Genomic DNA, 23,937 nt, shown 5'->3' with positions numbered 1-23,937 from the left:
GGTATAAACCGTACCTATGTGTCCGGAATGGACCGAAGAGAAGTGGTGCCCAGAGGCGGATTCGAACCACCGACACGCGGATTTTCAGTCCGCTGCTCTACCAACTGAGCTATCTGGGCCTGCGCCGACTAACGGGATCCGCCTGCCGGATTTCACGGGAGCACCATGCGGCGCCCCTGGAAAGCGCGTGGGTTATAGCACGGGTATCCTGCCTGTCCAGAGCAATTCCCGGAAAAGTATGTAGCGGTTTGCCGGCTCGGAATTGCGTGAAAACAATCACTTAGCTTGGCGGTTGATTTCACCGGAAAGAAAAATCGTCGGAAAGCAGCGGCTCCGCTGCTCAGTCCTCGTCCCTGGCTGCCGGACCTGGCTTCGGGTTGTCGTCTTCGTCCTCCTCGCTGTCGCGACCTGGAATGACATAGGCGCCCTTCAGCCAGCGATTGAGGTCGATATCCTTGCAGCGCACCGAGCAGAACGGATAATGCTCGCGCGCGGAAGGTTTTCCGCATTCGGGGCAGGGCCGCTTCGGCCGAAGCGGCGTCACTTTGTCGTCCAGGCTCATGGGCGCGAAGCGTGCCAGTTCTGATGGGCCTTGAAGCCTTCGCCGGAAAGCAGCGCAATGCTCTCATAGAGCGGCAGGCCGACCACATTGGTGTAGGAGCCGACCAGCTTGACGACGAAGGAGCCGGCGAGGCCCTGTACGGCATAGCCGCCGGCCTTGCCGCGCCATTCGCCTGACGCGACATAGGCGTCGATTTCCTCGCGCGGCAGCCGCTTGAAGCGGACCCTTGTCTCTACCAGCCGCAAACGCTGCTTGCCGCCCGGCGTGATCAGGCAGACGCCGGAATAGACACGGTGCGAACGGCCGGAAAGCAGGCCGAGGCAGTTGCGGGCGTCGTCGATCGTCTCTGCCTTGGGCAGGATGCGGCGTCCGACCGCCACCACCGTGTCGGCGGCGAGGATGAAGGCCGGCGCGTAATCCTCTTCGCTTTTCAGCGAGGCGAGCGCCTTGTCGGCCTTGTCCTTGGCCAGCCGCTTGGCCAGCGAGCGCGGGTGCTCGGCGCGCAGCGGCGTCTCGTCGACATCGGCCGGCAGCACGCGGTCCGGCTCGATGCCGGCCTGCTGCAGCAATTGGATGCGGCGCGGCGAACCCGAGGCAAGCACGAGCTTCTGCAGGATGCTCATCGCTCTTCGCGCCGGACTGTTACTTGAAACGATAGGTGATGCGGCCCTTGGTCAGGTCATAGGGCGTCATCTCGACCAGGACCTTGTCGCCGGTCAGCACGCGGATGCGGTTCTTGCGCATGCGGCCGGCCGTGTGGGCGATGATCTCGTGTTCGTTTTCGAGCTTCACCCGGAACATCGCGTTCGGCAACAATTCCGTCACGACACCCGGAAACTCGAGGACTTCTTCCTTCGGCATTCGATACCTTTGCTTGGATTTCAGTTCCGGCGCCCAGGAGTGCCCAGGCCGGAATTTCGGCGGAACCTATATGATAATCGTGCGCTTGTGAACACGCTTAATCCGTCGCGTTTTCGGCCTTTGGACCGGGAAAACGGCGGCCAATGCGCGCTTTCAGCCGCTCGCGCACGTCGCGATAGGCGCTCATGATCTGTTCGCGTGTGCCGCCGGTGTCGGTCGGGTCGGGCATCGGCCAGTATTCGACCTCGACGGCGAGCGAGCGGGTCAGCTCAAGTGCCGCATGATGGGCCTCGGGCGCCAGCGTGACGATCAGGTCGAAATAGTCGTCTTCCAGATCGTCCAGTGTTCTGGGTTGGCGCGCGCCGAGCGAAAGCCCGTCCTCAGTCAGCACCGCGTCGACGAAGGGGTCGCGCTCGCCGGCGCGCACGCCTGCCGAAGCGACGAAGGTGGTGGCCGGCAGCATGCGCCGCGCCAATTGCTCGGCGATCGGTGAGCGCACGGCGTTCATGCCGCATAAAAACAGGATCGAATGTGGCAACCCGATCAGGACTAACCCCGCCAGTGCAGCACGCAGACCAGCGTGAACAGCCGGCGCGCCGTGTCGAAGTCGATCTCGATCTTGCCGGCAAGCCGGTCCATCAGCGTCTGCGAGCCTTCATTGTGCAGGCCGCGCCGTCCCATGTCGATCGCCTCGATGTGGCTCGGCGTCGAAGAGCGGATGGCCTCGTAGTAGCTTTCGCAGATCAGGTAGTAATCCTTGACGATGCGCCTGAGCGGCGTCAGCGACAGGATGTGGGTGACCACGGCGGCGCCATCGTCGCGGCTGACGGCAAACACCAGGCGTGACTCGGCCAGCGACAGCTTGAGCTTGTAGGGTCCGGCGCCGTCGTCATTGACCGGTCGAAAACTGTTTTCCTCGATCAGGTCGAAGATCGCCACCGCCCGCTCATGCTCGACGTCGGGCGTCGAACGGCCGATCGTCTCGTCGAGCTCGACGTCGATCAGCCTGTCGCGGGTTTGGTGGTGGCCCGACATCGCTACATGTTCAGCCGGATCGCCACGGAGCGCGCATGCGCGTCGAGCCCCTCAGCCTTGGCGAGCGCGATCGCCGCCGGCCCCAGTGCCCTGAGCTGCTCGGGCCCGAGCTTGAGGATCGATGTGCGCTTGACGAAATCGAGAACCGACAAGCCGGAGGAAAACCGCGCCGAACGCGCCGTCGGCAGCACATGGTTGGAGCCGCCGACATAGTCGCCGATCACTTCCGGCGTGTGCCGGCCGATAAAGACCGCGCCCGCATTGCGCATCCTGGCGAGAAACGCCTCGGCATCATCGAAGGCAAGCTCGACATGTTCGGCGGCGATCCGGTTGACCAGCGGCAGCGAGGCTTCGAGCGTCGGCACCAGGATGACAGCGCCGAAGTCGCGCCAGCTTGCGGCAGCGGTTTCGCCGCGCGGCAGCACCTTGAGCTGGCGCTCGACCGCTTGCTCCACCGCCTGCCCGAATTCGGCATTATCGGTGATCAGGATCGACTGCGCCGACACGTCATGCTCGGCCTGGGCGAGCAGGTCGGCGGCGATCCAGTCCGGATCGTTGTCGGCGTCGGCCACCACCAGCACTTCCGAGGGACCGGCGATCATGTCGATGCCGACCGTGCCGAACACTTGGCGCTTGGCCGCCGCGACATAGGCGTTGCCTGGACCGACGATCTTGGCGACAGGCCTGATCGTCTCGGTGCCATAGGCAAGGGCGGCAACGGCCTGCGCCCCGCCGACACGGTAGATCTCGGAGACGCCGGCAAGGTCGGCCGCCACCAGCACCAGCGGGTTGATGACGCCGCCCGAGGCCGGCACCACGATGACGATGCGCTCGACGCCGGCAACCCTGGCCGGCACGGCGTTCATCAGCACCGAGCTTGGATAGCTCGCCGTGCCGCCCGGCACATAAAGGCCGGCGGCCTCGACCGCAGTCCAGCGCGAGCCGAGCTCGACGCCGGCGGCGTCTGTGTAGCGGTCGTCTTTCGGCTTTTGCCGCTCATGGTGCGAACGGATGCGGTCGCGCGCGAATTTGAGCGCTTCGATGGTCGCCGGATCGGCCGCGGCATAGGCTTTGGCGGTATCGTCCTTCGAGACGGCAATGCCAAGTTTGCCAAGGTCGGCCTTGTCGAATTTGAGCGTGTAGTCGATCAGCGCCTTGTCGCCTTCGGCGCGGACGCGGCCGATGATGTCGCGCACCGCGGCCTCGACATCGGCCGACACCTCGCGCTTGGTGGTGAGGAAGGCGGCGAAACTCCGCTCGAAATCGGCGTCTTCCAGGCGCAGCGTTATCGCCATTGCGCCCTAGCCCCTATGCGCCGGGCGCGAGGAGGCTTCCCAGGAGCCGCCGATATCGGCGAGCCGCGCCTCGATGCATTCGACGTCGAGCATGATGGTGCCGCCGCCGGCGAACACCAGCTCGACGATGCCGGCCGGCTTGCTGATCGCAACGAAGCTGATCGCCAGCAGCGAGAGCACCTCGGCCGGCTTGTCGCGGGGAACTCCGTTGGTTTTCGCGCCGAGCACGCGGTCGAAATGCAAAACGGCCTGCCGCCGCTCGTTGTGCTGGCGAAACAGGCCCGATTTCGCCTCCCAGACGAAGCGGTTCATGGTCATCACGAAGCGCTTGGCGGCCGGCAAATATTCGAGGTCGGAGATCTTCATCACGGCGTCCTGGACGTGTGCCGAGACGATGCTCAGATCCTGGTCGTCGAGCGCGATGAGTTTTAAGGCTGCCATGCGGAATGCGCACCTGAGGTTGGCTTCAGCCTTCTGTTAGGCGGTCTTTCCGGTCCGTGCAACCTCAGCACGGATCCTGCCCGAAGCAACCACGTGAGGTCGGCGCTGCCCCTCATCGCCCTGCCGGGCACTTCTCCCGGTGTAGTGACGGGGAGAAGAAGCGCCTTCGCCAGGGATTTCGCCAATCGCCTACGTTGCAGGAAAGGCGCCAAGGCCACGACCAGCCCCTTCGCCCCGTTTACGGGGAGAAGATGCCGGCAGGCAGATGAGGGGCAGCGCCGGCGTCCACAATTGGCCGGTTCGACGCCGGAGAGGCCGACCTTTTGTCTCGGTTGTTGCCGGTTAGCGTCAGCCCGAAATGCGCTCGATCACCGCGCCGCAGCCGGAGAGCTTTTCTTCCAGCCGCTCGAAGCCGCGGTCGAGGTGATAGACGCGGTTGACCGTCGTCTCGCCCTCCGCGGCAAGGCCGGCAATGACCAGCGACACCGAGGCGCGTAGGTCGGTTGCCATCACCGGCGCGCCCTTGAGCTTGCCGACGCCGTCGACGATCGCCGTCTGGCCGGAAAGCGTGATGTGGGCGCCGAGGCGGGCGAGTTCCTGCACATGCATGAAGCGGTTTTCGAAGATCGTCTCGGTGATGCGCGACTTGCCTTTGGCCATCGTCATCAGACCCATGAACTGCGCCTGCAGATCGGTCGGGAAGGCCGGGAAAGGGGCGGTCGTGATGTCGACCGGCGAAATGCCGGCGCCGTTGCGCTTGACGCGGATGCCTTCATTGGTCGGCGTGATCTCGGCGCCGGTCTCAACAAGCACGTCGAGCGCGGTCTGCAGCAGATCCGGCCGCGCGCCGTCGAGCATGACGTCGCCGCCGGTCATGGCCACCGCCATGGCATAGGTGCCGGTCTCGATACGGTCCGGAATGACCCTTACGCGGGCGCCCGACAGCGCCTCGACGCCCTGGATGGTGATGGTGGCGGTGCCGGCGCCGTGGATCTTGGCGCCCATGGCGATCAGGCATTCGGCAAGATTGACGATTTCCGGCTCGCGGGCGGCGTTTTCCAGCACCGTCTCGCCCTTGGCGAGCGCGGCCGCCATCATCAGCACATGGGTGGCGCCGACCGAGACCTTCGGGAAGACGTAGCGGTTGCCGATCAGGCGGCCGTTCCTGGCCTTGGCCAAGACATAGCCATTGTCGACATCGAGCTCGGCGCCCAGCACCTGCAGGCCTTCGAGGAACAAATCGACCGGGCGCGTGCCGATGGCGCAGCCGCCGGGCAGCGACACCTTGGCTTCGCCCATGCGCGCAAGCAGCGGCCCGATGACCCAGAACGAGGCGCGCATCTTCGACACCAACTCATAGGGCGCGGTGGTGTCGACGATGTTGCGGGCGGAGAAATTGATGGTGCGCGAATAGCCTTCCTGCTGCTTTTCGCGGCGGCCGTTGACGGAATAGTCGACCCCGTGATTGCCGAGGATGCGGATCAGCTGCTCGACATCGGCCAGATGCGGCACGTTTTCGAGCGTCAGCGTGTCGTCGGTAAGCAGCGAGGCGATCATCAGCGGCAGCGCCGCGTTCTTGGCGCCCGAGATCGGAATGGTACCGGTCAGCTTGTTGCCGCCGACGATTCTGATGCGATCCATGAGAAAAAGTCCCCTCGGCCCGAAAGGCCGCTTCAATCGGTTGAGTGTGCCGGCTTAGACCATTGGCCGGCTTGGTTCAAGAAATAGGATTTTCTTAAAACCGAACCAACTCTCGCCGGCCGGTGTGGCTGATTTGGTCAGTCCTTGTGCATTTTTCCAGCAGCCGGCAGCCCTTCCGGCCTTTGGTCGGCACTGCCGGTGCGCCGCGAACGCGTCTGCGCCTTGCGCTTCTGCAGATTGGCGCGCAGCGCTTCGGCAAGCCGGTCCTTGCGCCCGCCGCCGCCCGTTTTAGGTGGATTTGCCTTGTCGTTCATTATCCCGTTCCTGGCCGGCGGTGGACCGGCGGCGATTTGAGGAACGGCTAACATTTTAACGCCGCCATGTCATGACTGTTGGTCGCCGGATCATGGCTAGCCAGGGCGCCGCCCAAAAGCGTGCCGCATTCGCGGCCCTCACATGCGACGCTTTGGGTTCCTCTTGGCCTTGCGCTTGCCGATTCGATATGGCAGAAGCGCCGCCATCGCAGGCTGCGGTAGCTCAGTGGTAGAGCACTCCCTTGGTAAGGGAGAGGTCGAGAGTTCAATCCTCTCTCGCAGCACCAGTTCCCTACGGCATTGAATTGCGCCTGGCCGTCGATTTGCACCGGCTCAGTTGCTGATGTGCGACAACGCCAGCTCCGCCTCGTCCTGAGCCTCCAGCAGCATCTCCTCCGCCGACCGGAACATGTCCTCGAACGCCAGTTCATGCTCGAAGACGACGCCGCCGGCGCGAATGGCAAGCACGTCCTTTTCGCCTTTCGGCGCAAAATAAATCTGTCCGACCGCCTGTCTGATGCGTTCGCCGACCTCCCTGGCGTCCTGCTTCGTCGCGCCGGGAAGGAAGACGCCGAACATCGAGTTTCCGATGCGGCCGATCAGGTCGTCCGTGCGTACCGAGGAGCGGATGGCCGAGGCGAGCAGCCGCAAGGCCTCGTCGCCCCAACCGAGGCCGAAGCGCGAGTTGATTGACGCCAGATGTTCCGGATGGATGACCAGAAAGGCGCCGGAACGCGGGCCGGCCGGCAGCGCGGCCCTTCTGTCGACCATCGACGTGAACACCACCCCATTGAGGCAGCCGGTCAGCTTGTCGTAGGTGCCGGATCTTGTGAGTTCCCGCCGGCAGCGACCGATCTCGATCTGCATCCGGCCGAGCAGGAGGAAGAGCGGCAGGCCAATGATGATGGGCACAAGCGTCGCGGTTACGATGCTGCGGCCAAACGGCGTCAGAACATCGCTGAAGAACAGCAGATAGTTCAGGCCGAGCGACAGGCACACGCAGGCGACAGTGCCCAGAAACGCTCGCCAAATGATCTGCCGCCATGGTTGAACCGGCGCGGTCTGAGTTCTTGTGGTCACCAAGCCAATCTCCTCTCGGAGGCATCTGTTTAAGGCCGGTGTGCTGCAATTTCAGTTTCAGGGAAGCCTACAATTTGATGGAAGCCAGCTATTGCGGCAGACCGAAGACACGTGCTGCGCCCATTCCTACCCTTTGATGATCTCCGTCACGCAGTGGACGTAGTCCATGCGGTGCCCCTCGGGCGCTCGGGCCACCTCGGCTTCATAAGCTCCATAAAGCGCATCGACGATCGCCGAACGGTCGCTGGCGGGACGCGACGGATCGAGCGCGTTGGCAAAAACCACTTCCGACCAGGAGCGCAGCGTCGGCACATAGGCCTTGGCGAAATCCCTGGCGTCGCCATGCACCCGGAACGCCTCCGCGTAGGGGCAGGGCGTCACCATGGTGAACATCGTCTCCAGGGCCAATCCGGCGCGCGACACCGAGGAAGCGGGATCGCTAAAGGGCGCGGCAAACTCGTCCGGCGTCTTGTAGAATTGCTGGAACGTCGCGTTGACATACTCCGCCTCGCTGATCCGGCCGGCCTTGAGAAGATCGCGCCAATGGCGTGCGAAGCTGTCGAACATGTCGACCCCTGTCGTGTGGCCGAGATAACGCCCTTCCTCATCGACGCAGAAATTGGCCAGCGCCAGCCTGCCGCCAGACCGCAGTTCGCGCGACCTGGCAAGCAGGATCGTTTCCCAGTCGCTGAGCGCCTGGGCGCGAAACTGCGCGCGCTCGGCGTCAGTCGCGCCGACCGCCTGGACATGGTCGGCGATCATGCAGGGGCGCTTGCTGATCCAGTGCATCGCGGTGGCGGAAAAGCCGAACGACAGAGAATTGTCGGGCAGGATCTGGCGATAGAAGCTGGTGCCGCTGCCGAAAATGTAGAGCGCGGGAGTCTCGGCCAGCGGAGCGTCCGTGGCGGGCCCAACCAATCCCTGGCTCAGCCTGAACAGCGTCGAGAAATCATTGTGCGGCAGGTCCGTATAGGTGATCGAGATCGCCCGATGCGGTTCCGTTTCGCGGATGGCGCCGACCAGCCGCCGCATCATGTCCATCGACGTGCCGCCGTCGGCCGCGCCGAAATCGGCTATCGCAAACGGCTGGCCGTCGGCAAGCCGGGGCATCTTGGCGACAGTTTTGACGACGAGGTCGCCGACCTTGTCGATGACCTTCTTGGCTCCCACCGTGTTCGCCGAATAGTAGCCCGCTCCGCGCATGGCAATCTTCTGGCTGTCGGCTGCGCTCATTGCTTTCTCCCCTTATCAGTCGTCCACACGGCCTCCGCCAGCGCCGCGGGTGCGCGATCTTTCGCTTTCCGGCACATAGGTGCGGGCGGCAAGGCCGTTGAGCGCGGCAAGCGTCTCCCGGTCGATGGCCCCGCGCCGGCCCGCGACTGGCGGCGCGATCCCCGACTGGCGTTCGATGACGACATCGGCCCGGGCCAATGCCACCGGATGCGCCAGGCGCATGGTCGACCGGCGCAGCATGGCGTCGAGCCAGAGCGGCAAGGCGACATCGAGGATGGTGAGCGGCATCACCTCCTCAGGCGGCGGATCGTCGAGCAAAAGGGTTGCCGTCCGGATCGGACAGAGCGGCCTTCCGGCAGCGACGTCGGCCTCGCCGATGCGCCAGCGCGCCGCGCACGCGGGATCCGGCGGCGCGAAGGATTGGGCATTGTCGAGCAGGCCAAGCAAGGCCTGGCCCCAGTTTTGATCTTCGACGGCGATCCGTCGCGCCGCCCGCCCGATATCCTCGGCCAGGCCCCATGAAAAACCCGCTCCCCGCGCCGCCTTGGCGCTCAGCGTTTCCACCTCGTTGAGCGACAGGTCGATCATCCGGCTTCTCCGGCCGGCGCCGTCGTGGCGACATGCTCGATCAGCGGCTCGCCGCTGAACAGCGCGATCCGCAGCCAGCGGTCCGAGCGCGGATCGAAACTGCGCGCGCCGAAAAATGCAAGCTTGGCGCGCAATATGTCGACGGGTCGCAATTCGGCGCCGATCAGATTGTCGTGGATCTCGGAATAGGGAAATCTGGCGACGATCTGCGCGCGACGCACGGCATGGCGCCACTCCGGCCGGCGAAGCAGAAATTCCGCGACACTGGTTGAAGCGGTTTCCCGCGCCACCGCGGCGGCGAGTTCGAGCGCATCGCGCGCCGTTGCCAGAGGTTGTTCGAGTTCGGCACCCTCTTCCTCGAAGCGTTCGCCAAGCCGGGGCTCGAGCTTCTCGGCGGAAACATACCAGAACCGCGCGTTGGCGGCCGGTTCGGCGAAGTCGATATTTGCCGCCCAGGAATAGCCGTCGAGAAGCATGTGGCGGAGCGAACCGCAGCTCATGCCGCCCTCGATCGCGTGCCCAGGCGTCTCGTCGGCTTTCATCGTCTCGCCGAGTTCGTCGACCAGCGCGCCATGCGGCTCGAGGATCAGCGAAACGCTGGCCTCCTGCCCCTCCAGGGAGAATTGCTCTTCCGCGAATCGATAGAGCGCATCCCAAGGCAGCGGCTTTGCCAGGAGACGATCGAGGTTTTCCGCCAGCGCATCGAGATCTCCCGCCAATGCCTGTGTTGCTGCAGCTTGGCTTCTGTCGTCGCTATGCCAGCGGGCGACGCGTCGGCGCAGATCGGCGAGGGCCGTCGAGAAGCCCCTTCGTTCCGCCTCGCCGGCATGCGGCTCGGCGCGAACCCGCGCCAGCGCGGTTTCGCGCGCCAGGAACCAGCTGTGCGTCAGCAGCGGATGGCGCACGAGGAAAGGCGCCATGCCCAGCCCCGTCGCATTGCCCACGCCCAGCGCCCGGCGCAGATCCGGCGCTAGCCTTGCCGCGCCGGCCGGATTCAGGCGATGGGCGATGTGATCGACCAGATCGAGCGTGAAGGACCGGATCAGCCAGACGGTGAGCATCTCGGCCTGGAAGGAGCCGGCGAGCTCCGGCCGCGACGCGATCTCGTCGCGGTCGGCAATGCCGAATTTGCCGTTGCCATAGACTGCCGTCGTGCGCAGCAGATAGCCGACGCCGAGCAGTTGCTCCTCGTCGGGCTGTTGTCCTTGCGCCAACGCCGCGGCGACGTCCTCGAACAGCCGCACGCTCTTGTTGGCGCGCGCCAGCACCAGTTCGCGGCTCGTGTAGCGGCCCGCTTCCTGCAGGGGCGCATTCGCCTCCAGCCGGGCGATTTCGGCTTCATCGGGCAAGCCGTCGTAAAGAACGTAGCTCGTATCCCAGGCCTGCGCGATCACCCGGTCGGAGCGGTTTTCATCATCGAGCCGCGTCGAGAACGCCACCAGGCTGTAGACCCTCGCCGGCGTCTCGACCGCGTAGACCGCGCGTCCGAAACCGTTGTCGTCCAGTTCGAACCGATCCTTGCGCACACGCCATTGTTCCTTGGTGGCGCGGCGGATCAGCTGGCGCAGGAAACTCAGCCGCGTCGGATGCGCCGCGCCAAGCCGCTGCAGGCGCATGACGATCTCGGGCGGGCGCAATGCAATTGTCGTCATGCGGCCGTCCCGGCGAGCTTTTCGAGCGTGGCAAGCGTTTCGGCCGCCACTTCGATGCCCTCGCTTGTATTGTGCTCGCGCGCGGCAAAGCGCCTTGTGCCGGGAAGCCTGGCCTCGCCGGCAAAAGCGCCGGCGACGATCTCCAGCGCTCCGGCGAACGCTCCACCCGAGGTGGCGTCGGGTGCGATTGCCAGGAAGAATTGGCCGGTCCCCGGAGGACCGCCGGCGGTGCCGGAAAACGGGCTGGCGACCAGCCCTGGATTGGCTCCCGCCAGGCATGCGGCAAAAATCTCGACCAGCAGCGCGGAGCCGACGCCCTTATAGCCACCGGCCGGCGCCATTGTGCCCTTCAGCGCTTCGCCGGCGTCGGTGGTTGTTTCGCCGCTTGCGTCGAAAGCCCAGCCGGGCGGGATAGGTTCGCCGGCGCGCGCCCGCTTGATGACCTCGCTTTTGGCGACGACGCTGGCGCTCTGATCGATGACGAAGCGTGCGCCGCCTTGCCCGTCCGGGACCGCCAGCGACCAGGGATTGGTGCCGACGGCCGCCTTGTGGCCGCCCCATGGCGCGATCGAGGCCGGTGCGTTGGTGAAGCCCAGCCCGACCAGGCTGGCTTGCGCGATGCGTTCGGTGTGATAGCCCAATGTGCCGCAATTGTAGGAGTTGCGGATGGCGAGCGCCGCGACACCTTGCGAACGCGCCGCTTCGATCAGTGGCGGCAGGCCGGCGGAAATGGCGGCATGTGCGAAACCGTTGCCGGCATCGACAGCGACGACAGCTGGAGCCGGCCGTGTCAGGCGAGGCTCGGCTAATCCCAGCACCTTGCCGCAGGCCAGATGTTCGCAATAGGTCGGCAGATACATCAGGCCGTGCGACTTCAGGCCGTCGCGTTCGGCCGCCGCGATGCCGGCGGCCAGCGCCCGGGCCTGTTCGTCGCTGGCGCCGTGGCGCATCAGGGCGGTGCAAGCCAGCGTCTCGATCCGGGCTTGGGTGAGATGGGTCATCCGGTCATCCACCAATCACGCTGCCACATAGCCGAACTCTTTTTCGCTCGCTTGCGTCTGCAGCCGAATGCCTTCGATGAACCTGAGCGAAGCCGGCTGCAAATTGCGGCCTTCCTTGGCGATCCAGCCGACCGTCCGGCTCGATCGCGGGTCGGCGAGCGGGACGAAGCGAACGGAGTGGCTGGATTTCCAGCGGCAAAGCCGGGGCAGGATGGTCACTCCCAGCCCGGCCTCGACCATCGCCAGGTTGGAGCTCACATTGGTCGCCGTGAGCTTGGAGCCGGCGGCAAGCGCCTCGATCTCGGCAATGCCAAGTGCTGCGGCCGCGCCATTGCGGATAAAACTCTCGCCTTCCAGCTGCGCCCACTTCAAGGGACGTTTCGATTCGGTCAAGGGATGATCGACCGGGCAGACGAAATCGAGCGGCTCTTGGAACAGCGGCTCGAAGCTGAGCTGCGGCCGCTTGCCGGCGAGCACGCACAGGCCGACCTCAACCATGCCGTTCTCGACCGCTTCGACGATGGCGTTGGAATCGCTGTCGCGAACATGGATGTCGAAGCGGTCGCCCTCGGCGCGCAACTGGGCGATTGCCCGTGGCAGTAGCGTCACGGCAACGGAAGGTACGCTTGCGATATCGCAGCGACCTTGCCGGTCGGCGGCATAGCTGGCGATCGCCAGGCAGGCGCGATCGTAGTGGGCGATCATCGCACGCGCTTCGTCGAGCACGATGCGGCCGACGGCTGAAAGCGCGCCCTTGCGTTCGCTCTCGAACAGCGGCGCGCCGATACCGTCCTCCAACTGCTTCAGGGTCATGGAAACAGCAGACGGCGTGCGGCCAATCTGGTCCGCCGCGGCGCGCACGCCGCCGGTCTCATAGACCGCGACGAAGCTGCGCATGCCGGTCAGGCTGATGGTTTTGGTCACTGTTAAGCTTGCCTGAACATTTGTACCAAAAATTGAGCTTGATTGAAGTTCACAACATTGGTTAGGTCGTTGTCAACCGAATTGATGCAGGACGAACGCGATGCTGAACGGACAGAACTTCGTCGCCGGCGAGTGGCGCGATGGCGCCGACTGGATCGAGGACAGCAATCCGTCCGATGTAACCGATAGCGTCGGGCGTTTTGCGCAGGCACGGCTCTCCGATATTCATGACGCCGTGTCGGCGGCGCAGAGCGCGCAGCGCCAATGGGCAGCCGCTGGCCTGGAAGCGAGAGCGGCGGTCCTCGATGCCATTGGGCGCGAATTGATGGCGCGCTCGAAAGAGCTTGGCGAACTGCTGTCCCGTGAGGAAGGCAAGACCCTTCCCGAGGGTGTCGGCGAGGTTTACCGCGCCGGGCAGTTCTTCACCTATTTCGCCGCCGAGGCGCTGCGCAATCTTGGCTCCTCGGCCGACTCTGTCCGCGCCGGCGTGGATGTCCTGACCGAGCGCGAGCCGCTCGGCGTCGTCGCGGTCATTTCGCCGTGGAATTTCCCCATCGCCACCGCGTCGTGGAAGATCGCGCCGGCGCTGGCCTTCGGCAACGCCGTCGTCTGGAAGCCGGCCAGCATCACGCCGGCCAGCGCTTGGGCCCTGACTGAGATCATCAGCCGGCAGGCCATCCCGAAAGGGCTTTTCAACCTCGTCATGGGATCGGGTTCGACAATCGGTCGCGAGCTCTCCGCCAGTGCCGACATCCAGGGCTTGAGCTTCACCGGCTCCGGCGCCGTCGGCTCGGGCATCGCGGCATCGGCGGCCGCCCGGTTCGTGAAACTGCAGCTCGAAATGGGGTCGAAGAATCCGTTCGTCATCATGGACGACGCCGACCTCGACCGAGCGGTCGACCTTGCCGTGAACGGCGCCTTTGGCGGTTCGGGCCAGAAATGCACGGCATCCTCGCGCCTGATCGTCCACAAGCCGGTGCATGATGCCTTCGTCGAGAAGTTCCTCGCAAAAACCAAGGCGCTGAAAGTCGGCCATGCCCTGGCGGCCGGGGTCCAGATGGGGCCGGTCGTCAGCGCCGGGCAACTCGCGGCCAATCTCGACTATGTGGCGCTCGGCAAAAGCGAAGGCGCCGAGCTTGCGACGGGCGGCGAAGCGCTCGACCGGGCGCATCAGGGGCATTACATGGCGCCCACCGTTTTCCTCGACGGGCGCTCGCGCATGCGCATCAACCAGGAAGAGATGTTCGCGCCGATCACCTGCGTCATTCAAGCCAACGATCTCGACGAGGCGATCTTCCTCGCCAACGACACGCCGTATGGGCTGACGGCGGGGATTGCCACGCGCTCTTTGGCGCGCGCCACGAAGTTCCGCCATGCGTCGCGTTCAGGCTGCGTCATGGTCAACCTGGCGACCGCCGGCACCGACTATCACGTGCCTTTCGGCGGCGTGCGCGCCTCGAGCTACGGTCCGCGTGAGCAAGGGCCTGCCGCGGTCGAGTTCTACACCCAGGTCAAGACGTCCTACATCCATGCGGGCGCGGCCGAATGACCGCCGATACCCCGCAAGTGCTCATCGACGGGCTGCAATACTGCAACTGGTCGCGCGCGATTTTTGAACAGATGCGCCAGGGCGGCCTGGCCGCGGTCCACGCCACCGTCGGCTACCATGAAGGTTTTCGCGAGACGGTGCGCCACCTGGTGGATTGGCGCACCCGCTTCCGCGACAACGAGGACCTCATCCTGTTGGGGCGCGACGGCGCCGATATCGAGCGTGCCCGCGTCACGAACCGCACAGCGATTTTCCTCGGGCTGCAGAACCCGATGCCGATCGAGGACGATCTCGGCCTGGTCGAAATGCTCTTCGATCTCGGCATCCGTTTCATGCAGCTCACCTACAACAACCAGTCGCTGCTCGGCTGCGGCTGGATGGAAAAGGAAGACAGCGGCGTCACCCGCATGGGGCGCGAGGCGATCGCCGAGATGAATCGGCTAGGCATGATCATCGATCTGTCGCACGCGGGCGAGCGAACGGCGCTGGAGGCGATCGCGCTGTCGCAAAAGCCGGTGGTCATCAGCCACGCCAATCCGCGTTGGCTCTGCGGCAGCAACCGCAATGTTTCCAGGACCGTCATGCAGGCGCTGCGAGAAAAGCAGGGACTGCTCGGTCTTTCGCTCTACCCGTTGCATCTTGCGAACGGGTCGCAGACGACGCTTCGGCAATTCGGCGAAATGGCCTCAGCAGCCGCCGAGATCATGGGTGCGGAGCATCTCGGCGTCGGCTCCGATCTTTGCCAGGACCAGCCCGACAGTGTCGTGCGCTGGATGCGCGAGGGCCGTTGGACCCGTCAGGCAAACGGCGCCGCAAGCTTTCCGCCGCAACCGTCCTGGTTCGTATCGAACCTCGATTTTCCCGGGCTTTCCGAGGGCCTTTTCTCGGTCGGCTTCAGCAAGGCTGAAACGTCGCTCGTGCTGGGCGGCGCCTGGCATCGTTTCCTCGTGGACAGCCTGCCCTCTGCGTGACTGGTTTCGCCAGGCGAATCCCGTCACACCAGCTCACGCCACCGACCAGCCGCCATCCACCAAGATATTCGTCCCGGTGATCAGCGACGCTGCCGGCGACGCCAGGAACACAACGGTGCCCGCGACATCGATAGGGTCGCCGATGCGCCCCAGCGGAATATGCCCCAGCACTTGCGCGCGGAAATCCTTGTCGGCGAGAGAGGGGCGCGTGCCGTCGGTCCAGATGAAGGTCGGTGCCACGCTGTTGACGGCAATGCCATGCTGCGCCCATTCGGCGGCGAGACACCGGGTCAGGTGGTTTATCGCGGCCTTCGACATGCAGTAGATCGCTTCGCCCTTGAGCGTCACCGTACCGGCCTGCGAGCTGATATTGATGATGCGGCCCGACTTCTGCGCGATCATCAGCCGTCCGACCGCCTGCGTGGTGAAGAACGTGCCTTTCAAATTGACGTCGACGGTGAGGTCGAAATCCTCCTCGGTGACGTTCTCGGCCAGGTTTTCCGGCCCGAGCCCGACATTGTTGATCAGCACGTCGATGCGGCCGAAGGCGGCATGGGCTTCGGCCACCGCGCTGCGCACCGTGGCAAGATCGGTCGCGTCCATATGCACGGCGAGCGCCTTGCGGCCCATGCGCTCGATCTCGGCGACAAGTTCCGTGCCGTCGGCGGCGCTGCGCACGCCGACGATCATGTCGGCGCCGGAGCCGGCACAAGCGAGTGCACAGGCGCGGCCGATGCCGCGCGAGGCGCCGGTGACCAGCACAACCTTGCCGTTCAGGTCGAATTTTGGCGTGACGTCCGTCATGTCTGCCCCCTTGGATGTTGGTAGCGCCAGAGATTAGCGGCTCGGCTAATGAATGCCAGACCGAAGCTTGCTGCAAAGGATTTGCTGCGCTTCTGCAAATTGCGCGCGCGAAATTGCCACGTGTGAATGCTTTCATTGGCAAAGCGGGCCTATTCCCTGTTATTGCGGCTCCGAAACCGGAAAGCATGGACGGCTCATGACCAATGTTGCCCTGACCGGGCTTGCCCGCGATCTCGCCCGCCGCGCCGCCGAAGGCAGGCCGGTGCGTATTGGCGTCATCGGCTCCGGCGAGATGGGCACCGACCTGGTGACGCAGGGCATGCTGATGCCGGGCATTTCGATCGCGGCCATTTCCACGCGACGCCCGCACACCGCCCGCGAGGCGATCCGCATCGCCTATGGCGACGAGGCGATGGCCGTTGAGGCCGAGACGGCATCGAAGGTCACGCAGGCGATCGAGAGCGACAGGATCGCCATCACCTCGAACGAGATGCTGGTCACCAATCCGCTGATCGACGTCGTCATCGATGCTACGGGAAAGCCCGGCGTCGCCGCCGATTTCGATCTGATGGCGATGGAGCACGGCAAGCATCTGGTGATGATGAATGTCGAGGCAGACGTCACCATCGGTTGCTATTTGAAGCAGCAGGCCGATCGTCTGGGGGTCGTCTATTCGGTCGGCGCCGGAGACGAGCCATCGAGCTGCATGGAGCTGATCGAGTTCGCCTCGGCGCTTGGGTTGACCATTGTCTCGGCCGGCAAGGGCAAGAACAACCCGCTCAACCACGATGCCGTGCCCGACGACTACCGGGAAGAAGCGCTCCGCCGCAACATGAACCCGCGCATGCTGGTCGAGTTTGTCGATGGCTCCAAGACCATGGTCGAGATGTGCGCCATCGCCAACGCCACCGGCCTGGTGCCGGATGTTCCCGGAATGCACGGCCCGAAGGCCGATCGCGACCAGCTCGCCAAGGTGCTGATCCCGAAGACGGACGGCGGGCTTTTGTCGAGGAAAGGCGTGGTCGACTACACGATCGGCAAGGGCGTGGCGCCCGGCGTCTTCGTCATCGTCGAGGCGATGCATCCGCGCATCGTCGAGCGCATGGACGATCTGCATGTCGGCCAGGGTCCTTACTACGGCCTGTTCCGGCCCTTTCACCTGACGTCGCTGGAAGTGCCGCTGACCGCCGCGCGCATCATGCTTTATGGCAAACCCGACATGGTGCCGTTGCCGAAGCCGGTGGCGGAAGTCTGCGCGGTGGCCAAGCGCGATCTTGCCGCCGGCGAAACCTTCGACGCCATCGGCGAGACCTGCTACCGCTCCTGGACAATGACAATCGGTGACGCCCGAGCCAACCGCGCCGTGCCGGTTGGGCTGCTCGAGGGCGGCAAGGTGGTGAAGCCGGTCAGGAAGGGCGAATTGTTGACTGAGGACAACGCATCGCCCGACCGCACGACCAGGCTCTACGCCCTGCGCGCGTTGCAGGACGAGATGCTCTACGGGACAAAGATAGTTTCGCCGGCTTTATCAGCCTGAGTTTGGCCCTTCGACCGGTTATTTCCGCAGCTCGGCCTCGATCTCATCGAGATTGTTTTGCGGAATTGGTTTGCCGAGGCAACAATGGTCGACCGAACGTCTCCATAGGCGATCGCGCGCCAAGAGCGTCCTGTCGTTATTGGCGAGGTCCTTACTTCCCGAGTTCGATAGACCTCAGTCGCGCTGCCTCGACGGCTTCGGTGACGAGCTTCGTCAGCCGGTCATCGCCCATCAGCACGGCAAGCGCGGCTGCGGTGGTGCCGTTGGGGCTGGTCACTTGCCGCCGCAGTTCCCCGGGCTCATCGTCGCTTTCGGCGGCGAGCGAAGCGGCGCCGAAAACCGTCTGCATGGCAAGCAACCTGGCGGTCTCGGCCGGCAGGCCGGCTTTTTCGGCCGCGATGGTCAGTGCCTCGATAAAGTGGAAAATATAGGCCGGGCCGGAGCCGGAAACCGCCGTCACCGCGTCCATCAGGCCTTCATCGTCGATGGTGGTGACGACGCCGCTTGCCGACAGCAGCTCGAGCACGAAGCGGCGAACGTCATCGGAGACGAGCGCATTGGAAAACACCACCATCATGCCCTTGCCGATCGCCGCCGGGGTGTTCGGCATGCAGCGGATCACCGGCACGTGCTCGCCCAGGATCTGCTCGAATGTCGCGACCGGCGTACCGGCGGCGACGCTGACGAACGTGGTGCGGCCGTCGCCAAAGCGTTTGTAGTGCGCCGTCACTTCGCGGATCACCTGCGGCTTGACGGCAATGACCACAAGATCGGGCACCGCATCGGCCGGAATGCCTTGCGCATCGGCGGCGGCGGGACAGCCGAGATGTTCGGCGCGGCTGCGCAATTCGGCGTTGGGCTCGACGACGAAGACCGCCGACGGCTCGAGCTTTGCGGATTTCAGCCAGCCCGAGAGCATGGCGTAACCCATATTGCCGCAACCGGCGAGAACGAGCCTGATCGTCATGAAAGCCTCCATACCACGGCTTTCCTTAAAGCAATTCCAGGAAAAGTGTGAAGCGGTTTTCCGCCGGAATTGCGTGGACAAAGAGACACTTGCGCGCCGGCGGAAAAGTCCAGTTCGGCAAAGTCCGATCGGCCAGGGATCAGTGAGGCGAGCGCACCGGGATCGGCCGCAGCGAGACCTGCCGGAGCCCGAGCACGCCCAGCACGAAGAACAGCCAGACCGGGTCGCCGCGGTGGAAGAAGAAGCTTTCGAGGAAACCGTTCAGCGCCGTGAACAGCACCACCATCATGAAGAAATCGCCGAGGAAGATGTTTTCCTTGCACGGCGGGATGCGCATGTAGTCGCGCAGCGGCGCGATGAGGAAGGTGTAGACGGCCACGCACAGTGCCGGGATGCCCATCAGCACGGCGATGTCGAGATAGCCGTCATGTCCATGCACGATGGTACGGATGTCCCAGGGCCGGTCGAAGGGCTGGTCCTGGTTGAGCAGCAGCGGCGTTCCCCAGAAACTTTCGTAGCCGTAACCGGTCCATGGCTTCTTGGCCAGCATCTCGCCGGCGAACTCCCAAAGGGTCGTGCGTCCTGTGTAGGTGAGGTCGGGAAAATAGACCGCCGCCAGCTGTTTTACCGGCGCAATGAAGACGATGCCGAGCGTGCCGACGGCGGTCGCGATGATGGCCGACAGGAACAGGATCGGCGTGCCGAGCCGCATGCCGATGAGGCTCGGCAGCACGACGATCATGATCGAGAACGGGATGAGCCCCGCCGTCGTCTTGGAGCCGGTGTGCAGCATGAAGATCATCGCCGCGCAGAAGATGCCGGCGCCCCACCAGCGCTGCCCGCGCCGGAACAGGTATAGGCCGGCGAAGCTGAAGCAGGCCATCACCGGGCCGGCGATGTTCTTGTGGGTGAAGACGCCGCGCCACAAGCCGGCATGCTCCGGCTCCTGCGAGTCGGCCGTATGCAACGCCTCGTTCGGGAAGACGATAAGGCCGATATAGGAAAGGCCCATCACCACCACCGCGGTGAAGATGATGACCCTTGCGAAGGATTCGGCATCGCGCGGCAGCACCAGGATCGTCGCCATGGTGATGATGCCGATCATGGTGAAAGAGGCGGCGCGCATCGCCGAGGGCGGATCGGTCGCCAGCACCACCGACAGGAAGAAGAAGCCGAGCATCAGCGCCCAGGAGGGGCTGACCAGCGAGCGCACCACGCGCGGATCGGCGAAGGCGAGCAGCGCGAAGATCGAGACAGCGCCGAGCGCGCCGAAGCCGAGCTGGTTGACGATGTCGCCGCCGTCGCCGGTAAGCTCGGCGCCGGCCGGCTGGAAGGGCCGGAACGAGACCATGATGACGGTGAACAAAAGCGCAGCGATAGCCGTCGCCACACCGTCGCGCGTGAAAGCGGCGATGAGCGGCGCGCGCTCAGTTCTTCTCGGGCTGGCGATACTGCTCATTGGCATATCCGAATTCGGCCATTACCCGGCCAAGCGCGACATAGACGGGATAAAGCCCAGTCGTCAGCGAGCCGGTACGCGCCAGCCTTACGGCCCCGCGCAGCGGCGAGGCGGCAAGCAGCGCCAGACTCTTCAGCAAAACCTTGGCGCCAGCGAACGGCGTGCCGGCGCGCTTCTTCTTCTCGACCAGTGTCGAGATCACGCCGTTGCGCAAGGATCGGGCACGGATCCAGTCGGCCTCGACGCGTCGGGCGGGGACGGTTTCGCTGACCCTGGCCTCGGCGCACCAGCCGAGCGCGAAGCCTTTCTGTGCCGAACGGCTGAGGAAATCGGAATCGCCGCCGCCCATGAAGTTGAATTTCAGGTCGAGAAAGGGCGGCCCCATCGCCGCCAGCACGTTGCGGCCGACCAGAAGATTGCCGGACGAATAAAGCGCCGGCACGCCGCCCGTTACCCGATAGGGCGGTGCGAACACCGGGTGCTCGGCCCATCTGGCATGCACCGGGTCGGAAAAGATCGGCACTTGCGGACCGCCGACGATGTCGGCGCCGAGCGTTTCGGCAGCGCTGCATAGGCGCTCCAGCCAATCGGGCTCGGCGAGCTCGTCGTCATCGATGACCAGCAGATGCCTGAAGTTCGGGAACTGAAGCAAGGCTGTCTGCCAGCCGGCATTGTAGGCGCTGCAATTGCCGCGCTCATGCGCGACGATGACCAGGCCCTGCATCTCGCCGCGCTCGAACAGCGGCAGCGCCGCCTTTGCGCCCTCGCGTGCCTCGGCCTCATTTTCCATGACGATGACGGCGAAGCGCCTGGCGGTTTGCTGCGCCTTGAGCGAAGCCAGCGTTTCCAGCACCTGTTTCGGCCGCTTGAAGGTCGGCAGCGTCACCACCGCCTCGACGGTTTCCGCGACAAGCCCCGGAGACCGCCCCGCGATCGATACAGAAGCGTCGGACGGCAAAGGGATCATCCGTTTCCAGAGCGTGGGTTTCACGCCTCGGTAGCATGGCGATGATAACGCTTCGTTAATCACCTTCTTGCGCGGTTGCTGAAAAGCCCAGGTTTTCGGCCTTTGACAGAGCCATTTAATCAACGCTTCACCGCGCTTTGCTACCGCCTACACCAATGGATAGATAAGATGCATCTGCTGTTTGCCACATCGATCGTGCCCGACGGCGCTCTTGCCTCGGGCTACGAGATTGCCAACGCCGCGATCATCGACGCGCTGCGGCGCGCCGGCGCGCGCGTGACGGTTATGGGCTTCATCTGGCCGGGAAAGATGCCGTCCGATCCGCAAAACACAATCGTGCTCGACGCCGTTGAGGTGCGCACCGAAAGCGCTTCGGGATTGCAGAAGCTCGTCTGGCTGGGCAAGGCGGTTCTTTCAGGCCTGACCTTCTCCTCGGTCAAATTGCGTGTCGTCGCGGACGGTGAGGTTCGCGCCGCCATCGATCGCGCCGGCCCTTTCGACGGCTATGTTTTGAATTCGGTGCAGTTCGCCGGCGCCTTCGAAAAAATCCTCGCCGACCGTCCATTCGTCTTCGTCGCCCACAATGTCGAGCACCGTTCGGCACAGGAGAATGCCGCCGCGGCCGGCAGTGCGCTGCAACGGTGGATGTTCCGCCGCGAGGCGCGGCTGCTCAAGATCGTGGAAGAGCGCCTCTGCGGCGCCGCGCGCTTCGTCTTCACGCTGGCCGAGGAGGATCGCGCGGCACTTGGCGTCGCTTCAGACAGCCGCTCGGCGGTGCTGCCGCTGGTGACCCGCGCGCAGGCGCCGGCAAGCAAGACGCGGCGCCAAATCGACTGCGACGCGGCGCTGATCGGCACCTGGACCTGGCAGCCGAACCGCATCGGGCTGGACTGGTTCCTGACCAAAATCGTGCCGCATCTGAAGCCGGACTTCCGCGTCAAGATCGCCGGCAACATGCCTGCGGGCGTCACCTCGGCGCATCCCGGCGTCACCTTCGTCGGACGCGTTCCCGACGCTCAGGCCTTTGTGCGCGGCGCCGCGGTCATCCCGTTGATCAGCACCGCTGGCAGCGGTGTGCAACTGAAAACCATCGAGACCTTCGAGCTCGGGTTGCCGTCGGTTGCCACCAGCCGCTCGCTGCGCGGTATCGGCTATCGCCCCGACAATTGCGTCGTCACCGACGATCCCGTTGCTTTCGCCTCGGCGCTCGAAGTGGCGGCAGGCAATATCCGGGATGTGGACGGCAGCGCCTTCCACCGCCGCCAGCTCAAGGCGCTCGACGCCGCGATCGAATCGGGCCTCGCCAGGATCGGCGCGGTCAGGCAGGAGGTCGCCGCATGAACATGCATGCCGCGCGCGCCGCCTTGGGTTTCGACACGCTGAAGACCATCCTCGGCATCTCGGTGCTCGCCATCCGCTGGGACGAGGCGGTCACCCTGCTCACCAGGTTGATTGACGAGCGACGCTTCACCAAGGTGAGCTTCCTCAACGCCCACAACGCCAACATCGCCTATACCGACCCGACCTTTGCCGAAGCGCTCGAGGACTTCCTCATCCTACCGGACGGGGTCGGCGTCGATATCGCGGCAAAGCTGCTCTATGGCGCGCCGTTTCCCAGCAACCTCAACGGCACCGATTTCATCCCGGCCTTCCTGCAGGCCTCGTCGCGGCCGCTGACCGTGGCGCTGCTCGGCGCGACGCGCGTCAACGCCGAAGCGGCATCGGCGAAGCTCTCGGCGCTGGCCGGGCAGCACAAATTCGTCGTCATCCATGACGGATACTTCTCCGCCGCGCAGGAGCCCGAAATCGTCGAGCGCATCGCCAGGGTGCGGCCCGATATTCTGCTCGTCGCCATGGGCGTGCCACGCCAGGAACTGTGGATCGAGCGCCATATCGACGCCCGCCATTGCACGCTGCCGATCGCTGTCGGCGCGCTGCTCGATTTCCTTTCGGGCACGGTGCCGCGCGCGCCGTTGTGGTTGCGCCGGCTGCGCCTGGAATGGCTGTTTCGCCTGTGGATCGAACCCGGCCGCCTGTGGCGTCGCTACGTGGTCGGCAATCCGGTTTTCCTGTGGCGGGTTTTCAAGCAGAAGCTGACGCATCGGCCTCGACCGGCGGAGGCACACCGGTGAACAGCCGTTTCGTGCCGGGTACGGCCACCAGGATCGAGCCTTTGCCGGCTTCGCCGTCGGCCGCGATCGTGACGGCAAGCTATGCGCCGGATTTCGAACGCTGCCGGCTGCTGTGCGAAACCATCGACCGCCACGTCACCGGTATGGCGCATCACTACATCCTCACCGAGCACCGCGACGTCGCGCTGTTTCGCCAACTGGAAGGCAGCCGCCGCAGCGTCGTCGACGAACGGGACCTCCTGCCGCGCTGGCTGCGCGCTTTCGACGATCCGCTCAGCCTGTTCCGCCGCCGTGTCTGGCTGAGTTTCAAAACACAGCCGCTGCGCGGCTGGCATGTGCAGCAATTGCGCCGCATTGCCATTGCCGGCCATGCACGGGAAAACGTGCTCGTCTTTTGCGATTCCGATGTCGCCTTCCTCAAACCGTTCGATACCGGCGCTTTTTGGCGCGACGGCAAGGTTCGCCTGTTCCGGCGCGACGGCGTGCTTGCCGAGGATGGCCATGACGAGCATCGCGTCTGGTCGCGCAATGCCGGCGCAGCGCTTGGCATCGATGCGGCCAATGTCTCGAACCACGACTACATCTCGACGCTGATTGCCTGGCGCCGCGAGACGGTCAACGCGATGTGCGAGCGCATCGAGAAGGCGCATGACCGCGACTGGGTCAGCGTCATCGGCGCCGCGCGCAAATTCTCCGAATGCATGATCTACGGCCGCTATGTCGACGACATGCTTGCAGGCGCCGGCCATTTCCACGGGTCGGAGGAATTCTGCCGCGTCCACTGGAACGGCGAGCCGCTGTCCGACGACGGCTTCCGCCACTTCGTCGATACGATGGCGCCCGAGCAGGTGGCGATCGGCATGCAATCCTTCATCGGCACCGATCTCGGCCGCATCCGCCGTTTGATCGGGCTTGATCGTTAGA

General features: G+C 64.7%; 25 protein-coding genes and 2 tRNA genes. 7 read left to right on the top strand and 20 right to left on the bottom strand.

All coding sequences use genetic code 11. The features are described 5' to 3' along the window. Positions 1-43: 43 nt before the first annotated feature. From AB6802_RS16635 to AB6802_RS16590, 10 genes are all read right to left on the bottom strand, one after another. A tRNA-Phe gene (locus AB6802_RS16635) sits at positions 44-119 on the bottom strand. Between the two features lie 221 nt (positions 120-340). After that, on the bottom strand, positions 341-562 hold the full coding sequence (gene yacG / locus AB6802_RS16630; protein WP_371011221.1) for a DNA gyrase inhibitor YacG: 222 nt from the start codon (positions 560-562) through the stop codon (positions 341-343). Then, entirely contained in the window at positions 559-1,185 is a 627-nt protein-coding gene (locus AB6802_RS16625; protein WP_371011220.1) for a Maf-like protein, read from the bottom strand. The genes yacG and AB6802_RS16625 overlap by 4 nt, the downstream gene beginning before the upstream one ends. A gap of 19 nt (positions 1,186-1,204) precedes the next feature. After that, entirely contained in the window at positions 1,205-1,423 is a 219-nt protein-coding gene (gene infA, locus AB6802_RS16620; protein ID WP_006200926.1) for a translation initiation factor IF-1, read from the bottom strand. A gap of 97 nt (positions 1,424-1,520) precedes the next feature. After that, positions 1,521-1,985 carry a low molecular weight phosphatase family protein gene (locus tag AB6802_RS16615; protein WP_371011303.1) on the bottom strand — a complete coding sequence of 155 codons (465 nt, stop codon included), beginning with the start codon at positions 1,983-1,985 and terminating at the stop codon, positions 1,521-1,523. Further along, a complete protein-coding gene (locus tag AB6802_RS16610; protein WP_371011219.1) occupies positions 1,973-2,458 on the bottom strand; it encodes a UPF0262 family protein in 486 nt (161 codons plus the stop codon). Before AB6802_RS16610 ends, AB6802_RS16615 begins: the two co-directional genes overlap by 13 nt. A 2-nt stretch (positions 2,459-2,460) precedes the next feature. Continuing rightward, positions 2,461-3,753, bottom strand: a complete 1,293-nt coding sequence (hisD, locus tag AB6802_RS16605) for a histidinol dehydrogenase (RefSeq protein WP_371011218.1) — start codon at positions 3,751-3,753, stop codon at positions 2,461-2,463. Positions 3,754-3,759: 6 nt separating this feature from the next. Further along, on the bottom strand, positions 3,760-4,194 hold the full coding sequence (locus tag AB6802_RS16600; RefSeq protein WP_371011217.1) for a DUF2948 family protein: 435 nt from the start codon (positions 4,192-4,194) through the stop codon (positions 3,760-3,762). 348 nt (positions 4,195-4,542) lie between these two features. Further along, on the bottom strand, positions 4,543-5,835 hold the full coding sequence (murA, locus tag AB6802_RS16595) for a UDP-N-acetylglucosamine 1-carboxyvinyltransferase (RefSeq protein ID WP_371011216.1): 1,293 nt from the start codon (positions 5,833-5,835) through the stop codon (positions 4,543-4,545). Between the two features lie 137 nt (positions 5,836-5,972). Then, the gene (locus AB6802_RS16590) at positions 5,973-6,149 is read right to left on the bottom strand and encodes a hypothetical protein (protein ID WP_371011215.1); all 177 of its coding nucleotides are present in this window, start codon (positions 6,147-6,149) and stop codon (positions 5,973-5,975) included. Positions 6,150-6,361: 212 nt separating this feature from the next. On the opposite strand from AB6802_RS16590, the gene AB6802_RS16585 reads away from it, so the two are divergent. Next, positions 6,362-6,436 (top strand) — tRNA-Thr (locus tag AB6802_RS16585). Positions 6,437-6,482: 46 nt separating this feature from the next. Here AB6802_RS16585 and AB6802_RS16580 read toward each other — a convergent pair. From AB6802_RS16580 to AB6802_RS16555, 6 genes are all read right to left on the bottom strand, one after another. After that, on the bottom strand, positions 6,483-7,229 hold the full coding sequence (locus tag AB6802_RS16580) for a GGDEF domain-containing protein (RefSeq protein ID WP_371011214.1): 747 nt from the start codon (positions 7,227-7,229) through the stop codon (positions 6,483-6,485). 126 nt (positions 7,230-7,355) lie between these two features. Continuing rightward, entirely contained in the window at positions 7,356-8,462 is a 1,107-nt protein-coding gene (locus AB6802_RS16575; RefSeq protein ID WP_371011213.1) for an SAM-dependent methyltransferase, read from the bottom strand. 15 nt (positions 8,463-8,477) lie between these two features. After that, positions 8,478-9,050, bottom strand: a complete 573-nt coding sequence (locus AB6802_RS16570) for a DUF3726 domain-containing protein (RefSeq protein ID WP_371011212.1) — start codon at positions 9,048-9,050, stop codon at positions 8,478-8,480. Next, positions 9,047-10,702 carry a hypothetical protein gene (locus AB6802_RS16565; RefSeq protein WP_371011211.1) on the bottom strand — a complete coding sequence of 552 codons (1,656 nt, stop codon included), beginning with the start codon at positions 10,700-10,702 and terminating at the stop codon, positions 9,047-9,049. The genes AB6802_RS16570 and AB6802_RS16565 overlap by 4 nt, the downstream gene beginning before the upstream one ends. After that, positions 10,699-11,703: an Ldh family oxidoreductase gene (locus tag AB6802_RS16560; protein ID WP_371011210.1), complete on the bottom strand. Its 1,005-nt coding sequence runs from the start codon at positions 11,701-11,703 to the stop codon at positions 10,699-10,701. The genes AB6802_RS16565 and AB6802_RS16560 overlap by 4 nt, the downstream gene beginning before the upstream one ends. A gap of 15 nt (positions 11,704-11,718) precedes the next feature. Further along, positions 11,719-12,627: a LysR family transcriptional regulator gene (locus AB6802_RS16555; protein ID WP_371011209.1), complete on the bottom strand. Its 909-nt coding sequence runs from the start codon at positions 12,625-12,627 to the stop codon at positions 11,719-11,721. Positions 12,628-12,727: 100 nt separating this feature from the next. Here AB6802_RS16555 and AB6802_RS16550 point away from each other — a divergent pair, with 100 nt between their 5' ends. Then, a complete protein-coding gene (locus AB6802_RS16550) occupies positions 12,728-14,176 on the top strand; it encodes an aldehyde dehydrogenase family protein (protein ID WP_371011208.1) in 1,449 nt (482 codons plus the stop codon). Beyond that, on the top strand, positions 14,173-15,147 hold the full coding sequence (locus tag AB6802_RS16545) for a membrane dipeptidase (RefSeq protein ID WP_371011207.1): 975 nt from the start codon (positions 14,173-14,175) through the stop codon (positions 15,145-15,147). Before AB6802_RS16550 ends, AB6802_RS16545 begins: the two co-directional genes overlap by 4 nt. 33 nt (positions 15,148-15,180) lie before the next feature. Here the strand turns inward: AB6802_RS16545 and AB6802_RS16540 are convergent, their stop codons facing one another. Further along, positions 15,181-15,951, bottom strand: a complete 771-nt coding sequence (locus AB6802_RS16540) for an SDR family NAD(P)-dependent oxidoreductase (protein WP_371011206.1) — start codon at positions 15,949-15,951, stop codon at positions 15,181-15,183. A 196-nt stretch (positions 15,952-16,147) separates the two neighbouring features. Between AB6802_RS16540 and AB6802_RS16535 the strand changes: the two genes are divergently transcribed. Then, a complete protein-coding gene (locus tag AB6802_RS16535) occupies positions 16,148-17,488 on the top strand; it encodes an NAD(P)H-dependent oxidoreductase (RefSeq protein WP_371011204.1) in 1,341 nt (446 codons plus the stop codon). A gap of 151 nt (positions 17,489-17,639) precedes the next feature. On the opposite strand, the gene proC is transcribed toward AB6802_RS16535, so the two are convergent. From proC to AB6802_RS16520, 3 genes are all read right to left on the bottom strand, one after another. Next, positions 17,640-18,455 carry a pyrroline-5-carboxylate reductase gene (gene proC, locus AB6802_RS16530; protein WP_371011203.1) on the bottom strand — a complete coding sequence of 272 codons (816 nt, stop codon included), beginning with the start codon at positions 18,453-18,455 and terminating at the stop codon, positions 17,640-17,642. Between the two features lie 139 nt (positions 18,456-18,594). Then, a complete protein-coding gene (locus AB6802_RS16525) occupies positions 18,595-19,914 on the bottom strand; it encodes an O-antigen ligase family protein (RefSeq protein WP_371011202.1) in 1,320 nt (439 codons plus the stop codon). After that, complete coding sequence (locus AB6802_RS16520; protein ID WP_371011201.1) at positions 19,883-20,881, bottom strand: glycosyltransferase family 2 protein; 999 nt, start codon at positions 20,879-20,881, stop codon at positions 19,883-19,885. The genes AB6802_RS16525 and AB6802_RS16520 overlap by 32 nt, the downstream gene beginning before the upstream one ends. Before the next feature lie 168 nt (positions 20,882-21,049). Here AB6802_RS16520 and AB6802_RS16515 point away from each other — a divergent pair, with 168 nt between their 5' ends. The 3 genes from AB6802_RS16515 to AB6802_RS16505 are packed head-to-tail and all read left to right on the top strand — an operon-like array spanning position 21,050 to position 23,936. Continuing rightward, complete coding sequence (locus AB6802_RS16515; protein WP_371011200.1) at positions 21,050-22,222, top strand: glycosyltransferase; 1,173 nt, start codon at positions 21,050-21,052, stop codon at positions 22,220-22,222. Beyond that, positions 22,219-23,013, top strand: coding sequence for a WecB/TagA/CpsF family glycosyltransferase (locus AB6802_RS16510; protein ID WP_371011199.1), 795 nt, complete (start codon positions 22,219-22,221; stop codon positions 23,011-23,013). The genes AB6802_RS16515 and AB6802_RS16510 overlap by 4 nt, the downstream gene beginning before the upstream one ends. Then, positions 23,010-23,936, top strand: coding sequence for a DUF6492 family protein (locus AB6802_RS16505; protein ID WP_371011198.1), 927 nt, complete (start codon positions 23,010-23,012; stop codon positions 23,934-23,936). The genes AB6802_RS16510 and AB6802_RS16505 overlap by 4 nt, the downstream gene beginning before the upstream one ends. Position 23,937 lies beyond the last annotated feature (1 nt).

Origin of the sequence: Mesorhizobium sp. RCC_202, from assembly GCF_041355295.1 — a bacterium.
Classification (GTDB): Bacteria; Pseudomonadota; Alphaproteobacteria; order Rhizobiales; family Rhizobiaceae; genus Mesorhizobium.
The sequence above is the reverse complement of the archived record's forward strand: the minus strand, read 5'-3'. Positions and strand labels throughout refer to the sequence as shown.

Coding starts and splice junctions, on each gene's coding strand:
- AB6802_RS16515 (WP_371011200.1), top strand. CDS start 21,050: ATGCATCTGCTGTTTGCCACATCGATCGTGCCCGACGGCGCTCTTGCC.
- AB6802_RS16600 (WP_371011217.1), bottom strand. CDS start 4,194: ATGGCAGCCTTAAAACTCATCGCGCTCGACGACCAGGATCTGAGCATC.
- AB6802_RS16510 (WP_371011199.1), top strand. CDS start 22,219: ATGAACATGCATGCCGCGCGCGCCGCCTTGGGTTTCGACACGCTGAAG.
- AB6802_RS16610 (WP_371011219.1), bottom strand. CDS start 2,458: ATGTCGGGCCACCACCAAACCCGCGACAGGCTGATCGACGTCGAGCTC.
- yacG (WP_371011221.1), bottom strand. CDS start 562: ATGAGCCTGGACGACAAAGTGACGCCGCTTCGGCCGAAGCGGCCCTGC.
- AB6802_RS16545 (WP_371011207.1), top strand. CDS start 14,173: ATGACCGCCGATACCCCGCAAGTGCTCATCGACGGGCTGCAATACTGC.
- hisD (WP_371011218.1), bottom strand. CDS start 3,753: ATGGCGATAACGCTGCGCCTGGAAGACGCCGATTTCGAGCGGAGTTTC.
- AB6802_RS16565 (WP_371011211.1), bottom strand. CDS start 10,702: ATGACGACAATTGCATTGCGCCCGCCCGAGATCGTCATGCGCCTGCAG.
- AB6802_RS16590 (WP_371011215.1), bottom strand. CDS start 6,149: ATGAACGACAAGGCAAATCCACCTAAAACGGGCGGCGGCGGGCGCAAG.
- proC (WP_371011203.1), bottom strand. CDS start 18,455: ATGACGATCAGGCTCGTTCTCGCCGGTTGCGGCAATATGGGTTACGCC.
- AB6802_RS16540 (WP_371011206.1), bottom strand. CDS start 15,951: ATGACGGACGTCACGCCAAAATTCGACCTGAACGGCAAGGTTGTGCTG.
- AB6802_RS16625 (WP_371011220.1), bottom strand. CDS start 1,185: ATGAGCATCCTGCAGAAGCTCGTGCTTGCCTCGGGTTCGCCGCGCCGC.
- AB6802_RS16520 (WP_371011201.1), bottom strand. CDS start 20,881: ATGATCCCTTTGCCGTCCGACGCTTCTGTATCGATCGCGGGGCGGTCT.
- AB6802_RS16535 (WP_371011204.1), top strand. CDS start 16,148: ATGACCAATGTTGCCCTGACCGGGCTTGCCCGCGATCTCGCCCGCCGC.
- AB6802_RS16550 (WP_371011208.1), top strand. CDS start 12,728: ATGCTGAACGGACAGAACTTCGTCGCCGGCGAGTGGCGCGATGGCGCC.
- AB6802_RS16575 (WP_371011213.1), bottom strand. CDS start 8,462: ATGAGCGCAGCCGACAGCCAGAAGATTGCCATGCGCGGAGCGGGCTAC.
- AB6802_RS16570 (WP_371011212.1), bottom strand. CDS start 9,050: ATGATCGACCTGTCGCTCAACGAGGTGGAAACGCTGAGCGCCAAGGCG.
- AB6802_RS16560 (WP_371011210.1), bottom strand. CDS start 11,703: ATGACCCATCTCACCCAAGCCCGGATCGAGACGCTGGCTTGCACCGCC.
- murA (WP_371011216.1), bottom strand. CDS start 5,835: ATGGATCGCATCAGAATCGTCGGCGGCAACAAGCTGACCGGTACCATT.
- infA (WP_006200926.1), bottom strand. CDS start 1,423: ATGCCGAAGGAAGAAGTCCTCGAGTTTCCGGGTGTCGTGACGGAATTG.
- AB6802_RS16525 (WP_371011202.1), bottom strand. CDS start 19,914: ATGAGCAGTATCGCCAGCCCGAGAAGAACTGAGCGCGCGCCGCTCATC.